This is a genomic window from Streptomyces beijiangensis (assembly GCF_017315755.1).
Lineage (GTDB): Bacteria > Actinomycetota > Actinomycetes > Streptomycetales > Streptomycetaceae > Streptomyces > Streptomyces beijiangensis.
Window position 1 is genome coordinate 1 of record NZ_JAFLRJ010000416.1, and the last position, 15257, is coordinate 15257.

At 67.2% G+C, this 15257-nt stretch carries 11 protein-coding genes and 2 pseudogenes; 10 read left to right on the forward strand and 3 right to left on the reverse strand.

The genetic code is table 11. The features are described from left to right. Positions 1 to 63 precede the first annotated feature (63 nt). The 3 genes and pseudogenes from J0695_RS33085 to J0695_RS33090 all read left to right on the forward strand — a co-directional run bounded on the left by J0695_RS33085 (position 64) and on the right by J0695_RS33090 (position 1106). The gene (locus J0695_RS33085; protein WP_206968443.1) at positions 64 to 237 is read left to right on the forward strand and encodes a hypothetical protein; all 174 of its coding nucleotides are present in this window, start codon (positions 64 to 66) and stop codon (positions 235 to 237) included. 3 nt (positions 238 to 240) lie between these two features. After that, a pseudogene (locus J0695_RS44400) lies at positions 241 to 363 on the forward strand (telomere-protecting terminal protein Tpg); the annotation flags it as partial. A gap of 137 nt (positions 364 to 500) precedes the next feature. After that, positions 501 to 1106 carry a hypothetical protein gene (locus J0695_RS33090; protein ID WP_307798843.1) on the forward strand — a complete coding sequence of 202 codons (606 nt, stop codon included), beginning with the start codon at positions 501 to 503 and terminating at the stop codon, positions 1104 to 1106. A 454-nt stretch (positions 1107 to 1560) separates the two neighbouring features. Here the strand turns inward: J0695_RS33090 and istB are convergent, their stop codons facing one another. Together istB and istA are read right to left on the reverse strand one after the other, a co-directional pair. Next, a complete protein-coding gene (gene istB / locus J0695_RS33095; protein WP_206968445.1) occupies positions 1561 to 2379 on the reverse strand; it encodes an IS21-like element helper ATPase IstB in 819 nt (272 codons plus the stop codon). Then, a complete protein-coding gene (gene istA, locus J0695_RS33100; protein ID WP_206968462.1) occupies positions 2376 to 4007 on the reverse strand; it encodes an IS21 family transposase in 1632 nt (543 codons plus the stop codon). Before istA ends, istB begins: the two co-directional genes overlap by 4 nt. Positions 4008 to 4569: 562 nt before the next feature. On the opposite strand from istA, the gene J0695_RS33105 reads away from it, so the two are divergent. From J0695_RS33105 to J0695_RS33115, 3 genes are all read left to right on the forward strand, one after another. Beyond that, positions 4570 to 4911, forward strand: coding sequence for a hypothetical protein (locus J0695_RS33105; protein WP_206968447.1), 342 nt, complete (start codon positions 4570 to 4572; stop codon positions 4909 to 4911). A gap of 166 nt (positions 4912 to 5077) precedes the next feature. After that, a complete protein-coding gene (locus tag J0695_RS33110) occupies positions 5078 to 5941 on the forward strand; it encodes a hypothetical protein (protein WP_206968449.1) in 864 nt (287 codons plus the stop codon). Positions 5942 to 5979: 38 nt separating this feature from the next. Next, the gene (locus J0695_RS33115) at positions 5980 to 7266 is read left to right on the forward strand and encodes a hypothetical protein (RefSeq protein WP_206968451.1); all 1287 of its coding nucleotides are present in this window, start codon (positions 5980 to 5982) and stop codon (positions 7264 to 7266) included. A 438-nt stretch (positions 7267 to 7704) separates the two neighbouring features. Here the strand turns inward: J0695_RS33115 and J0695_RS33120 are convergent, their stop codons facing one another. After that, positions 7705 to 8559: a helix-turn-helix domain-containing protein gene (locus J0695_RS33120; protein ID WP_206968453.1), complete on the reverse strand. Its 855-nt coding sequence runs from the start codon at positions 8557 to 8559 to the stop codon at positions 7705 to 7707. Between the two features lie 404 nt (positions 8560 to 8963). On the opposite strand from J0695_RS33120, the gene J0695_RS33125 reads away from it, so the two are divergent. The 4 genes and pseudogenes from J0695_RS33125 to J0695_RS33135 all read left to right on the forward strand — a co-directional run. Beyond that, positions 8964 to 12470, forward strand: a complete 3507-nt coding sequence (locus tag J0695_RS33125; protein ID WP_206968455.1) for a S8 family peptidase — start codon at positions 8964 to 8966, stop codon at positions 12468 to 12470. A 90-nt stretch (positions 12471 to 12560) separates the two neighbouring features. Then, positions 12561 to 12785: pseudogene (locus J0695_RS44405) on the forward strand (IS5-like element IS4811 family transposase); the annotation flags it as partial. 49 nt (positions 12786 to 12834) lie between these two features. Then, positions 12835 to 14018, forward strand: a protein-coding gene (locus J0695_RS33130) for an IS3 family transposase (RefSeq protein ID WP_206968458.1) whose coding sequence is annotated in 2 segments (ribosomal slippage) — positions 12835 to 13104 and positions 13107 to 14018 — 1182 coding nt in all. Because the reading frame shifts where the segments join, the coding sequence is not laid out codon by codon here. Between the two features lie 264 nt (positions 14019 to 14282). Then, on the forward strand, positions 14283 to 15257 hold a 975-nt coding region (locus J0695_RS33135; protein WP_307798844.1), incomplete at its 3' end, for an RHS repeat-associated core domain-containing protein.

Sequence of the window (15257 nt, forward strand, 5' to 3'; positions counted from 1 at the left end):
GGATCCTGTTCCCCCTCACCACCCGTCCCGACCCGTAGTACGTTTGGATGAAATCAGGGACGGATGGTGAGGGGGAACAGGATCCTGGAGTGGGACGACCCCCAGTACTGGACCGTCGCGGAAGTCGCCGACGCCTACGAGGTGTCCGCTGGCACCGTGACCCGCGAGTGGGTCCACTGGCACCAATGGCCACCCGCCGCCGAAGGCCTGGGCAAACGCCGCTCCGCCCGCTCGTGAATACAGCAACTCCAGAACATCGCCGCCGAAGGACTCCAGGAGATCTACTTCAAAGACCGCGGCCGCCGCGCCGCCGGCCTCCAGGTCGAGCTCACCGACATCTACTACATCGAGCTCGACTTCTGAACCCTGCACAGCAACGGCCGGCCGGAAGCCACTGTTGTGCCGAAGCACGGTAGGTGCCACAGAGGCAGGCGGCCCGTGCCGTGTGCGTAGCGTTTCGGCACGGGTCGCCTGTTCGAACGAGCGGAGGAGTTTTGCCCGTGCACGATCCTGCATCGTTCATCGACGATGAGAACTGGTCCGGCGGGTTCTATGAACTGGCCCTCGAGATTGGCGAGAGGAGCGATGAGCTCCTCCAGCTCGGACTCTCGGCCCTGTGGCGGGTTGCTGCCATCGACGGCTGCTACGGCAGTCGCGATAGCGAGCCCGGCGAACAGGATGAGGTTGCCTGCACGGTGTCCTCGCTGGCCGAGTTCGGTCATCTGCAAGGAACGGTCACGCTCCCGAGCGGCCGCCGGGTCGTCTGCGGCTGCGTGGCCATCCGCGAGGACGACGGCCCGGACTGGCTCGACTTCTACTTGCCCGTCGGTGCCTTGACGCGTCTGGACGCGAGGATCGGCGGGTTCCCGTTCGGTCAGGACGGCGGAGCGACATCCCTTGAATGGCGGAGCGCCCTGGATAGCTGGCTCGCCGCCATCGGGGCGGACATCTTCCAGGAGGTTCCGTTCCGGCTCGGCCTGATCGGCTTCGAGGTCGCCGGCGAAACCTACGCGGAGCAGCTCAACGGCTATGCGCCCGGGGAGCGCTGGGAGGGATACCTCCTACCGGCTGGTGGACGACTCAGGTTCGACCCCGCCAACCGATGACACCGAAATTCATCTCGTTGGTGGCACGTCGCCTGTCCGGCCGTCCGGGGGTGGGCTTTCGCAAGGACGGGGCGCTGGGTGTTTGTAAGCACTTGTTTTGGGACCAGGGTTCCGAGTTCTTTTGGCTCCACTCGTGGGCTGAAGGGGGCGTGCGGTGAGGGCCTTCGCGCCCCTGTAGCAAGTTGATTTGGCCCCACTTCGATCGAGTGGTTCCGGTGGCCAAGGGGCGGGGTCCGGAAGGTAACTTGGCGATATCGGTCAGATGCCGTGAGCGTGCCCCCGACAGGTGCGTGGCGTCTGCCGACCCGACTCGACTCAGGCCGCGGACCGCCCAGTGCCGCGGCGCCTGGACGGGAACGGGCGATGGTCTGGCCGGCACTGGGATCCTGGCCGGACCCAACATGGCTGCGGCCGGTGCCCCCTTGGGGGCACCGGCCGCGGTTTCATGAACGAGTCAGCTGCGGCGCTTCTTCTGGGTCTGCGCGAATCGGTAGGAGTCGACGCCGGTCTCGACGATGTGGGCGTTGAAGGTGACCCGGTCCACGATCGCCGTGCAGAGGCGGGGGTCGGTGAAGGTCTGCTTCCACTCCGAGAACGGGGCGTTGGAGGCGATGGCGATCGCGCCGCGTTCCTCGCGTTCGGTGAAAATCTGGAACAGCAGTTTCGCGCCGGACTTGTCCAGGTCGAGGTAGCCGAACTCGTCCAGACAGAGTAGGTCGACGCGGCCGTAGCGGGCGATGGTGCGGGCGAGTTTCTTCTCGTCAGCGGCCTCGGCCAGTTCGTTGACCAGGTTCACGGTGGTTGTGTAGCGGACGCGCAAGCCGGCCTCGGCGATCGCGGTGCCGATCCCGATGAGCAGGTGGGACTTGCCTGTTCCGCTGTCGCCGATCAGGCAGAGCGGCTGCCCGGCCTTGACCCAGGCCGGGTCGGCGAGGGTGCCCACCAACTCGGGGGTGATGTTGGGGTTCTCCTGGAAGTCGAAGTCCTCCAGCCGCTTGGGCCGGGGGAAGTTCGCCTCCCTGACCAGGCGGAGCTTCCGTCGTTCCTCGCGCTCGGCGCATTCAGCTTCCAACAGGTCCGCCAGAAAGTCCTTGTAGCTGGAACGCTCCCGCAACGCGGTGGCGGCCATGTCCTCGACCCGGCTCCGGATAGTGGGCAGGTGGAGAGCCCGGCAGGCTTCATCGATCACCGTCTCGACGGCCCCATTCACGGCGGCGTCCGCGCGAGGCGGAGGGACCCGCTCGCCGGTAGGAGCGGTGGGAGGAGTGTTCATGCAGTGCCTTTCGGTTGACGACGGCTCAGGAGTTGGTCATAGGGCGCCACGGAAGGCAACGGGCGTTTGTCGTCGGGTAGTTGAGGTCGGCGGGGAGTCAGATGGGCCACCTTCCCGCCGGGCTGGACCCAGGGCGGCGGGTCGCTCTCGTCGTCCGCTGGTTCGGCGACGGGGGCTGCGGCGACGGCCTTGCGGGCCTCGATGGCCACCACGTCGGGGCTGGTAGAACCGGCCCGGATTGCCGCGGCCATCCCCAACTGGACCGTCTCGGCGGGCATCCGCCGGTGCAGCAGCAGGACTTCGATCAGTGCCCGGGTCCCCGCCGCGTCCCCGTGAGCGGTGCGGGCAGCGGCCCAGAACGCCTCGTGGACCTCGGTGAACGCGCCGCTCTCCCGGGCGGCCGCCAGCGCGGTCGATCCGGCCAAGGCCCCGGGCTTGGCCAGCAGAATCTCCAGATAATGATCGAGTTCGTCGCGGAAGTCGTACCTTTTGGTCAGCCGGGGATGACGGGCGACGACCTTGCGGCGCTCGAAGACCAGCAGCTCGTTTCCCCGCAGCAGGATCCGCACGTTCTGCCCGATGAACCGGGCCGGCACCGAGTAGTGGCACTGCCGGACCGAGATCCGGCTGCTGCGGTCGACCTTCGGCGTGAGCGTGATGCCGCACTCGAAGTCCTCGAACGGCAGCGGCGCCAGCACCTCGCACTCCGCGACGAAGTTGAAGCCGATGGAGGTGAGTTTCCCCCGGAGAATCCGGTCGTCCTCGGCCGCGTCGATCGCGGCGATCTTCTCGTTGAGCTCCTCCAGCGAGCCCACGTCGGGGACCGGAACCAGGTGCGTGCGACGGAACCGCCCGCCCTCCTGCTCGACCCCGCCCTTCTCGTGAGCACCCTCCTGACCAGGGATGCAGTAGAAAGCGTCGAAGCCGTAGTGCGCCCGGAAGGTAACCCACCGCTCGGACTCCACCCGGTTGCGGCCGGTGCAGACCTGATTGACGGCCGGTTTCAGGTTGTCGTAGCGGATGTGCCGGGTCGGCACCCCGCCCAGCACGCGAAACGCCTCGGCATGACCTTCCAGGAACGACTCCTGGGCCTGCGAGGCGAACACCCGGTGGACCGCCTTGCCCGAGTACGACAACCGCAGTGTGAACAGATGGCACTTGACCACCGTCCCGGCCAGCCGGACCCATACATCGGCGAAGTCCACCTCCGCTTCCTCGCCGGGCAGGTGGACCTGCGGGACCATGCCTTCCAGGTGCCGGTGCCCGTCGCGGGCCTCCGACTGGATCTCCACCCGCCGCCCGGCCACGTAGTCACAGACCGACGAGTACGACGCCAGCGCGAAGTCATATTCCTGCGCGAGCCGTTGATGGATGCGCCGGGCCGTGTGTTTCTGTTTGCGCGGCGCCGTCAGATCCTCCACCAGCATCGCGTCGATCCAGCCCTTGGCCGGGTCCAGGACCGTTCTCCGCGGCTGGGCCTCCTTCCGCGGCGGAGGCACCGCAGAATCCAGCGCCTGCCGCACCGTCCGACGATGCACTCCGTATTTCTCCGCCAGCGCACGCTGCGAAAGATTCGGATCAAGACGCTTGTCCCGACGGATATGAGCGAACAGCTCAGCCCGCGACAAACTCACCCCGGCCTCCCGACAGGACCGTGACTCACCAGCACGGCCTCGACATGACCGTGATCGACTCACACACCCTGCCGCCGCCGGGCGGACGGCCCATCTCATTCACTCCAACGAGGGCACGTCGCCCAGCCGTTGCCTCAGTGGAGCCAGATCAACTTCGTACGTCAGCGGAGCCACTTCACGTTGCCACGGTGGGGCCCACAGAAGTGCTTACAAACAGCTGGGGGCCGCGGCGGCAACAAGCCTGCATCTTCGGCGTCGGTGACAACAGGACTGCCTCGTCGGTGACAACGGTCCGGCTTCGCGTCGTGGGCAGCCCAGGTCAGCGGTCCGCGACGGTGACATCTATTGTGCTTCGGCACATGTGACTGAGCGCTTACTTGGCCCGTGCGGGCACGCTGGATGAACGCCTATGCCCCGCAGCCCGGAGGCGTCCTTCTCGTTCCCCGCACCGAGACCGCCCGCCCCTGCAGCGCGGCACGTGCACGCACCAGCCCGGGCTGGCGTGGCAGGGAGCCCGCAAGCGCCGACAGGATCCGGACAGGCCGTCGATCTGTGGATGCGCGTGCACACTTCGGAGAACGACGTGGGCGAACCGCTCCCTGGCCGGCTCGTCTTCCACCCCTCCGATCCGCACACCATCCCACTGGAACGTGCCCAGCACGGCCGCGAAAGCTACCGGCGTGCCCAGGCCCGCGCCCAGTTCACCCGTACACACGCCCAGCCGGCCCCCGCCTCTGCCGCACCGCAGGCGCAGCCCGTCGCGCCCGGACAGGAAGGCACGGCCCAGCCACCCACGAGGGCCATCGCCGCCCCCGCTCCGCCCGTCCCCGTGCCGGCCGCACGGCCTTGGTTGGCACGGCTGAGGAAGGCTGTACGACGGCTCTTCCGGCGGACCTGATCCCCGGCGCACCGACCGCGAGATCCCGGCCCCGCACACAGCCGGCTCTGGGAAGGGCAACTCCGGGACAAGGACGGCCTGGAGCCCGGGAATGCCTGCCGGCGCGGTCACGGGAGCGGGAGGATGGATGTGGCGTTGATGAATTGATGAAGGGGAGTGGCGCAGTATGGAGGTGGGGGAGCGGTGGGCGTACCGGGTGGCACCGCATCACGGCCCGGTCGAGGAGACCGAAGTCCTGAGGATCGGCAACCAGCGCCCGCTGCGGATCAAAGTGCGCTTCGTCGCCGAGGAGGCCGAGGGGCGTGAGGACTGGGTGCCCTCGGCCCGGCTGCGCGTCCCGTGGCAGGGCAAGGATGCGTGGCTGGACCGCGAGCAGTGCTGGAGTGAGCTGACGAAAGACAGCCCCGACGACGAGGACCCTGCCTTCCGGGCGGTCACCATCGTGTTCGACGAGCACCTGTGGGACGAGCTGGTGTCCTTCGGCGTCAACTACCGCGACCGCGGCGTGCTGTACGTCCCCGACGTACCCGCGCTGGCCGCCCTCCTCGACGTCCCCGAAAGCTTCTTCCACACCGACCCGCGGGCCTGTACAGGCGCCGACGGCCTCCTGACCGCCCCCTGGCCCACCACCCGGAACACGATCCGCCTGCTGGCGCACACCCGGGCCGAGCACCTGGTGAGCCTGCTGGACCAACAGGAACGCCAGGAGCAGCACGATGCGATCTACGGCCGCTACTACCGAGGCCGCGGCAAAAACCCCGGCACATACATCAGCGCCGAGATCTGTGCGGAAGTCGACCGCAGTCACCGACCGGCCCGTGACCTGCTGCGCCAGTGGTGCGGCGCCGAGGCGGCGGACAGCTCCGAAGAGCTGAAGGCCCTGCGCGACGAAGTGCTACGCATCGGCCAACTCATGGAGCAGGCCATCGGCTGTCTGCGCCAGAGCGGGCAGACCACAGCAGCCGACCGGTTCGAACGCGAGCTCGGCGTCCCTCTCGAAGCGCTGCGCCAAGCCCAGCGCGACGACTGACCTCCCCACCGGCCGGCTCCACCGACAGGAACAGATCCGTGGCCCGCACCAAGCTGAACGAGCGCCAACTCGCCGTCCTGCGCCGCATCTGTCACGACGACACGCCCGTCACCTCCGACGACTCCCGCCTCGCCGTGACCGTCTACGCCCTGCGCAGCAGGGGACTGGTCACCACTACCCGGACCGGCGGCCGCTGGAGTGCTGCTCCCACCGAAGCCGGCCACCGACACCTGACACAGGACAATCCCGCTCCCACGCCGCCGAAGCCGTCCACCCCACCGGCCGGGGCCCAGGCGGCCACACTGTTCTCATGGCTCCAACAATCAGGCGGCAGCCTGCACATCACCGCCCCCACTCCGGCCGAGCGCGCCCGCTGGCGCCGTATCCTGCACACCGCCCGCGCAGAGAACCTGATCCCCGACGGTCACCACCTGCAGTACACCGGCCGCGACAAAGGTGACCTGAGCATCACCCTGCGCACCGGCCCCCCAGTGCGCCCCACGCCCACCGCCGAGCCCATCCCCGTACCCGACGACCTGTCACCAGACCGCCTCCACCCCGTAGCCCGAGACGCACCCACTCCGGTCTGCCCCAGCTGCCAGCCCCGCGCCCGCCGGATCCTGCACGCCCTGTGCCACGCTGCAGAAGACAAGAACTACACGGTCAGCACCCCGGTATCTGGTTCAGCAGCCAGCCTGGTGGTCAGCGCCGCCGACAGTTCCTTCCCGCTCTCCTTCGACGAAGGCTCCTACGACGTCCCTGATCCCGACGGCGTGAAATATGCCTGGCAGCGCGTAACAGCCCGCATCACTCGACCCTCCCACCAACTCGAACTCAGCCTCCAGCACACCTACGCCCACCCTGGCCGCCGCTTCCACTGGGGAGACCGCCAACGCTGGCGCCTGGAAGATAAACTCCCCGCCCTGCTGCGCGAAATCACTCACCGCGCCGACACGGAGCACGAACGACATCTCGCCCAGCAGCACGAAGAGGAAGCAACCCGAGAGCGCTGGCTGGCCGCGATGGCCCAAGCCCGCACCACTCTGATCGAAGACCACCGTCGGAAGATCTTGCGCACACAGGTGGAGAGCTGGCAGGAAGCCACAGCAATCCGCGCCTACTGCCGCGCACTTGAGGACGACCAGGCCGCCCGGCCCGATGCGCCCGAGGCGGCCAAGCGATGGATCGCCTGGGCGCGGGCCTACGCCGAGCACATTGACCCTGTGTCTAGAACCCCAGGGTTCCCAGATCCTCCGGCAATCACCCCGGAGGATCTGCGGCCTTACCTGCACGGCTGGAGTCCGTACGAGCCCAAGCAGAGATGAGCCGATGTCGTGCCTGGTTGGTGTTCACCTGCTGAGCAGGCTCTTGCCGCGCGCCAGGGATCGTTCTACCCTGCCGCGCGTCGTTCAGGCTCCCGAGTTGGGGCCTGACGGCAGATAGACCCACGGCAACGCCGTCCTGACGGTCATCCGCTACGCGCCGGGTCCGCCCTCCCGGTCCTGGCCAACAACGACATGCAGCATCTGCCCACCGAGCTGCGCTGAACTGGATTTCCATACCGCGCGCCAGCTGTGGCCTTCGCCCGCACCCGCGCACGTCCCCGAAGGCAGGCCACTGGCCCCGAGCCGCGGCAGCCTCGCCGGACTGGGCAGGGCAACCAAGGGTGTTGGCGTTCTGACCGGCCGCCATCCTTCCGGAGATCGCGCCGCCGGTGACCGCGATCGATGCGGTCTGTGAGCTGCGGGACTTCAACAGGAGGCTCAGAGCCAGTTGAGGTGGGCTGCTGTTGCTGCTGCCTGGAAGCGTGTGTTGGCCTCCAGCAGGGTGAGCAGGTTGTGGACGTGTCTCCGTACGGTCCGGCTGGTGATGCCGAGTTGGCGGGCTATCGCCTCGTCTTTCAGACCGGCGCCGAGCAGTGCCAGCACGTTGCGTTCGGTCTCCGATAGCTCCGGCAGGTTCTTGGACAGTGGTGTCCCCTGTTTCCAGTACTGGTCGAAGAGCATGATCAGCCCGTTGAGCAGAGGTGACGGGCGGACCACGACAGCTCGTTGGTTGGGCACGGCGGTGTCCATGGAGACCAGGGCGAGTTGCTGGTCGGCGATGGCCAGTCGGAACGGTACCCGCGGGGTGAGTCGGGCGGTGAGTCCCAGGGGTTGCAGTTCGGTGACCAGGCCGAGTTTCGACGACGGCAGGTCGGTCGGGTCGTAGCCGATCCGGATGCGTACGCCTCGGTCCAGGAGCCCTCGCTCCACGGGTGCTCCGCGTGGTGCCTGGTAGGGCGGGCAGTCGAGGATGTCGAGCTGGCGGTCTGTGGCGTGGAGCACCTGGACCCACCGCCGGCCGACTTCCTCCCATCCCACGATGTGTTCCACCGGGCTGTGGGCCGGGGTGCTCTCGCGTGCGGCGAGGAACTGGCCGTGGAGTTCGGTCACGAGCAACTGAGCGCGGCGCATCTCCTCCTCCCTGGTCCTGACCAGCGCGGGCAGAGCTGTGGCGGGCTCGACGGCCGACCAGTGGTCGGTCATGCCGGGTGGCTGGACGATGAGGCCGGCTGCGCGTAGATCGGTCAGCGCGACCATGATCTGATCGCGTTCCTGGCCGGTCCTCTCGGCCATTTCGTCCAGGGTGCAGTGGGGCAGTGGCAGGAGGGCACGGTAGACGGACTCCGCGTCGGGTGTGATTCCAAGAACTGACAGGGACATCCCCCTTTCCTACACGGGATACCTTCCGCCAGGTGACATGCACCGGCAGGCATATCTTTGTTCCTGTACCGGACACCTTCCGCAAGAGGACGTGGTGACACCTTGTCAGGGGCTGGCCAAGTGCCGCACTCTCCTGTGCACCCCCTACGGAAGGTCACATCGGCATGTCAAGAAGAGCCTTGGCTCCCTTCATCGCGGCGGCGGTGGTGGGGACCCTGTCGTTGTCGGTCATATCGGGACCGGCTGCCCACGCCGCTCCTTCAACTCCTGTGCTGTCCCTGGGTGCGGTCCCTGGTGCAGCGGGGACCGGGTCACGTGTGCTGACGTTGATCACGGGCGATTCCGTCATCGTGAACCCGCTTCCCGGCGGGGGCATGACCGCCGTGTTCGATCCCAGCGGGCCCTCCGGTGGGGCCGGTCGGATCATCCAGTTGGGGGCCGACCTGCAGGTCGTGCCGGACAAGGCACAGGACGGGCTGAACGACGGGTCGCTGGACCCGAAACTGTTCAACGTCACTGAATTGCTGGCCAGCGAGGACCACCGCGCGTCGCTGCCGGTCATCTTGTCCGGAACCACCGCCGGCGCCCCTGGCGGCACGACGCTGCGGCAGAGTCTAGGAAGCGTCGATGCAACTGCCGTTGCCATGAACAGGGCGGGGGCGGAGAAGTTCTGGCAGGTACACGAGAGCAAGGCGAAGCTGAGGTCGGCCGGCATCCAGAAGGTCTGGCTGGACCGCCAGATCAAGGCAGACCTTTCCCAGTCGGTGCCGCAGATCGGCGCACCGGTCGCGTGGGAGGCCGGTTTCGACGGCAAGGGTGTCAAGGTCGCCATTCTCGACACCGGCGTCGATGCCACACACCCCGACCTGGCCGGCCACATCTCCGCCAGCCGTAACTTCACCACCGCCGACACCACCGACGCCGTCGACAGAGTGGGCCACGGCACCCATGTCGCGGCCACCGTGGGCGGATGCTGCACGATGAAGGGCGTGGCACCGGGCGCCGACCTGATGATCGGCAAGGTGCTCGGAGACTCCGGCAGCGGAGCGGTCTCGGGCATCATCGCCGGCATGCAGTGGGCCGTCGACAACGGCGCCTCCGTCGTCAACATGAGCCTGGGCACCTCTTCCCCCACGGATGGAACCGACCCCCTGAGCGCTGCGGTGAACACCCTGTCGGCACGGGGCACGCTGTTCGTGGTTGCTGCGGGCAACAGCGGCACCGCCGGGATCGGCGCACCGGCCGCCGCGTCGTCCGCGCTGACCGTCGGCGCGGTCGACAAGAAGGACGCACTGGCCCCGTTCTCCAGCCGCGGCCCGCGCATCGACGGTGCGGTCAAGCCCGAAATCACCGCACCCGGCGTCGACATCATCGCCGCGCGCGCCGCGGGCACCAGCCTGGGCACACCGGTCAACGACCGCTACACCTCGATGTCGGGCACCTCGATGGCCACCCCGCACGTCGCGGGCGCCGCCGCCCTGATCAAGGAAGCCCATCCCGACTGGAGCGGGGAGCGCATCAAGGAGGCCCTGGTCGAGGAGGCCGATCCGGGCGCGTACGCCGTCACCGAAGGCGGTGCCGGGCGGGTCTGGGTGCCCCGTGCCCTCACCCAGCAGGCGCACGCCGAGCCCGCTTCCCTGGGCTTCGGTTCAGTTCCGCGCGAGTCGACCGCACTGGTCACCCGTGACCTGGTCATCGACAACGACTCCGCCCACGAGCGCACATTCACACTGAGCACCGGTTCGGACATCTTCGCCCTGTCCACCACGACGCTGACCGTCCCGGCCAAGGGGTCGGGCACCATCACGGTGACCGTCGACCCGGCCAGGACCCAGCGTGGCAAGACCTACAGCGGCATCGTCTCGGCCATCGCCGGCGACGTGTCGATCCGCGTGCCCTACACCGTCGTGATGGAGAACCGTTTCACGCTCACGGTCAACGCGATCGGACGCGACGGCAAGCCCGCCCAGGGCAACGCGCTGCTCGTGGACGTGACGCACGGGACAGCCCAATCCGATCCCATCGTTGACGGGAAGATTTCCTACGACCTCACGCCCGGCATCTACACGCTCAAGGCGGAGCTGTTCACCATGGACTCCTCCGGTACCTACCCCGTGGACGTGACCCAGGGCCACGACGTGGGCATGGACCTCATTCAGGACCGGAGCGTCACCTACGACGCCCAGCAGGGCCAGGAGGTCAAATTCGCCACCCCCCGGCCCACTGAGAGCCGCGGCTTCGTCGTCGGCTCGCGCTGGGTATGGTCGACGGGTGCGTACTCGATCGACTATTCGGACGTAGGCCAGTACGGCGCCGAGGTCCAGCACGTCTACGCGCTGCCGGTACCGCAGGTCACCAACGGCACCTTCCAGTGGTACGCCCAGTCCACCAATACCGCCCCCCGGCTCACCGCCACCGGCCTGGACCCGTGGGCCCCGCATCTGGCCCCGGCCTACCTGCGGGACGCGGCCACCTTCGACGGCACCAAGCTCCTGCCGGTCATCGACGTCGGGACCGGAAAACCAGCCGACTACGACAAGCGCCCGGTCCGCGGCCAACTCGTGCTGGTCAAGGCGACCGGCTCGTTCAAGGACCAGATCGATGCCGCTGCCGCGCACAAGGCCGCCGGCGTCGTCTTCTACAGCGACAAACCCGGACCCCTGGCCGGTGACGCGGGATCAACCGCGATACCCGCCGTCACCATCACCGGCGCCGAAGGAGCCGCACTTGTATCCCGCCTGAAGAAAATGCCCCTCGGGGTGAAGCTGTCCGGAACGCCGTACAGCTCCTACCAGTACGACCTGTTCACCTCGAAGACCGGGAGCATCCCCGCCGCGCCGATCACGCTGCGGGCCGACGCCACCAACACCGCGGAGATCACCAGCAGCTACTACGCGCACGTTGCCGGCCAGACAGGGGGCATGTGGCGGACCATCGGCCTCAAGGACTGGCGCACCGGCAGCGGCACGTATGTACCGATCAGGCTGGGCACGGTGCACACCGAGTACGTCAGCGCCGACGGCGGCGCCCGGTCCTACAACAGCGTCACCCCCTCGCCCGACCTCGACGCCGTCACCGAAGAGCCCCTCAGGGTCTACCAGGCCGGCGAGAAGCACAGCGACGAGTGGATGCGCCAGGTCGTCAACCCGCGCGATGAGGCCGCCCGGGGGCTGCCGTTCGCGGCGGGCTACATCCCCGGATACATGGACTATCTCACCCTGGGAGCCAGCGCCTTCAACGACTCCGACCCCAGCCACACCGGCGGCTTTTCCTGGCACGACCGGGGAACGACCCAGCTCTTCCGCAACGGGGCACTGATCGGCACCGACGCCGCCTACACCCTCTACCACCCGTACAAGGTGCCCGATCAGGGACCGGCGTCCTACAAGTTCATCATGGACATGGCCCGCACCGCCGACTGGTGGAAGTACTCCCCGACGACGCACACCGAGATGACCTTCACCGCCCAACGCCCGACCAACGGGCAGATCCTCCAACCGATCTCGATGCCGCAGATCTCCTACGACGTGCCACTGGACCTCCTCAACCGGGCCCAGGGCGGCAAGAACCTGACCTTCACCGTCCGGGCACTGCCCCGCCACCCCGGTGAAGCCCTGACCACCACCACCGAGACGTGGATATCCGGCGACGGCACCACCACCTGGACGCCGGTTCCCCTGACCCCCATCGCGGGCCGACCCGGCCAGTACACCGCCACCGTCAAACTCCCCAAGAAGGGAACGATCAACCTGCGCACCCGAGCGGTCGACGCGAACGACCACACCGTTGACCAGACCGTGACCAACGCCTTCGGGCTGAAGTAACCAGCAGGTGGGGGCGGCCCCACAGCCGCCCCCACTGACACAGCACCACCAGCCGGCTTCGGCGCTCTGCTCGCCGCGGAGCCGGACATGGTGCTGTTCCGGCTCCGCCTGACACACCCCGAACTCACCCTGGCCTGGGCCGATTCTGCCTACGGCGGCACGCTGACCACCTGGTCCAGGGACTTCCTCGACCTCACCTTGAAGACCGTTTCCCGCCCCAAGGACGCCAAGGGCTTCGTGGTCGTCAAATGCAGGTGGGTGGTCGAGCGCACGAACTCCTGGGTTATGAGGGCCAGGGGGTTTGCCCCGAAATATGGACAGCCCTTGAAGGTCGGATCGTGGGATCCGACGAGGAGGTGTCCAGGTGGCTGTCACCCGGTATTCGGAAGAGTTCAAGCGGGATGCGGTCGGGCTGGTCATGTCCAGTGGCCGGTCCATCAACTCGGTGGCCAAGGAGCTCGGGATCAACACCGAGTCCCTGCGCAAGTGGGTCCTGCAGGCCCGCGGCGCTATGGGCGGCGGGGCCGGTGAAGCGATGACGCCGGACGAGCGTGCGGAGCTGAAGCGGCTGCGGAAGCAGGTTCGCGATCTGGAGCTGGAGAAGGAAATCCTTCGCAAGGCCGCCCAGTATTTTGCGAAGGAGATGAGTCGATGACCAGCCGCTGGCGGTTCATCTCCGACCACCATCTGGAGTACGGCATACAGCGGCTGTGCAGGATTTTCCGGGTGTCCCGGTCGGGGTTCTACCGGTGTCGCCAAGCGGAGCCGGCCCGGCTGGAACGAGCACGGGCCGAGGAGACGCTGACCGAGCAGATCCGGGCCATCCACGCGGAAGCTAAGGGCGCGTACGGCGTGCCGCGCATTACCCGTGAACTGCGGGAGGCCGGGCCTGTGGTGAACCGTAAGCGGGTCGCCCGCCTCATGCGGGCAGCCGGAATTTCGGGGCGTCATCTGCAGAAGGGGAAACGGACCACGGTGCAGGACGCGCGGGTGCCGAAGGCCCCGGATCTGCTGGAGCGGGACTTCACCGCGCCACGGCCCAACGTGCGCTGGTGCGGCGACATCACCTATCTCCCGGTCGGGAAGGAATGGATGTATCTGGCGACCGTCATCGATATTCACTCGCGCCGAGTGGTGGACTGGTCGATGGCTGAGCACATGCGCGCCGACCTGGTCATCGATGCACTGGAAGCGGCCGTCGCCACCCGGGGTGGCTCCGTCGACGGTGTCATTTTTCATTCGGACCGCGGGACGCAATATACGTCTGCCGCCTTCTCGTCGGCCTGCCGAAAACACGGGATACGCCGGTCAATGGGTCGGGTCGGATCGAGCTACGACAATGCGATGGCCGAGTCGTTCTTCGCCAGTATCAAGCGAGAACTCCTCTACGGGGAAAGCTGGTTGGAGAATTCCGAGGCCCGCATGGCGGTGTTCTCCTGGCTTGCCTGGTACAACAACCGGCGCCGCCATTCCGCTCTCGGTCACATCAGCCCAGTCGAATTCGAACGACGCTCGATCAACTCAGGTAGCCTGAACTTGGTTGCATAGGTCGCAAGTGTCCATGTAGCGGGGCAAAGCCCAACCGCCGGCTACACCAGCGATGTTGACTATGCCCACGACGCTAGCGGGAACGTCACCTCGATCACGGACAAATCCGGAACCAGGGACACCCAATGCTTCACCTACGACGGTCACCGCCACCTGACCGAAGCCTGGACCCCCACCTCAGGCGACTGCACCACCGCCCGCTCGTCGAACACCCTCGGCGGCCCGGCCCCGTACTGGAACAGCTACACCTACAAGGTCGGTGGCTTGCGCGACACACAGACCGCACACGCCGCGAGTGCTGACACGACCACGAATTACTCCTACCCGCCGGTCAACGCTACCGGAACAGGCCAGCCCCACACGCTGACCTCCACCACGAACCAGGTCTTGACCTGGAACAGCGAGGGCAAGCTCGCCACCCTCACCGAGGGCACCAGCACCACTGGTTACCTCTACGACGCGAGCAGTAACCTCCTCACCCGCACCAGCCCCACAGAGACGGTCCTCTATCTCGGCGGCCAGGAACTTCACTACGACCCTGTAGCCAAGAAGTTCAGCGCTCAGCGCTATTTCGCGGCGGGCGACGGCACCGCGCTCGGAACCAACACAGGCCTGAGCTGGGTGATCGACGATCACCACGGCACGGCATCGATGATCGTGGATGCCGCCACCCAGAAGGCCACGCGCCGCTACACGAAGCCCTTCGGTGAAGACCGTGGATCTGCGCCAGCACCCTGGTCGGACGACAGGGGATTCCTGGGCAAGCCCGCCGACGCATCCACGGGCCTGACCCACATCGGCGCTCGCGAGTATGCACCGGAAACCGGCCGATTCCTATCGACTGACCCTGTGTTGGCACCCAGTGACCACGAGTCTCTCAATGGCTATGCATACGCCAACAACACACCTGTCACGACGGAGTCCTGGAAGGAGGTGTCGAATGGCGACGGCAGGGGCCCTTTTTATCCGGTGGGACGGATCGTCGCCCCTGGAGGCAGGAGGATATTCGCATGCAGGAGCGTCATCTGTCACGGCGCTCTTTCGGTGTTTTGCGCTCTCTTCGACATCAGTAACCCGCACTGGCGATGCCTGGGTGTTACGCGGGATGTTTTTGGTGGAGAATCGCGCCATAACGGCAAGGGTGTGACAGCCCGGCCGGCCCGTACCCGCTTCCCGCTCCGGCCGCCAACTCCGTCCGGATGCACCGGACATGACCGCGCCGGCCGCGCGGCCGGCGCG

What these genes read in the sequence shown, in the direction of transcription:
- J0695_RS33085 (WP_206968443.1), top strand. Translation starts at nt 64, where the DNA reads ATGGTGAGGGGGAACAGGATCCTGGAGTGGGACGACCCCCAGTACTGG.
- istB (WP_206968445.1), bottom strand. Translation starts at nt 2,379, where the DNA reads ATGAACACTCCTCCCACCGCTCCTACCGGCGAGCGGGTCCCTCCGCCT.
- J0695_RS33105 (WP_206968447.1), top strand. Translation starts at nt 4,570, where the DNA reads ATGCGCGTGCACACTTCGGAGAACGACGTGGGCGAACCGCTCCCTGGC.
- J0695_RS33110 (WP_206968449.1), top strand. Translation starts at nt 5,078, where the DNA reads ATGGAGGTGGGGGAGCGGTGGGCGTACCGGGTGGCACCGCATCACGGC.
- J0695_RS33120 (WP_206968453.1), bottom strand. Translation starts at nt 8,559, where the DNA reads ATGGCCGAGAGGACCGGCCAGGAACGCGATCAGATCATGGTCGCGCTG.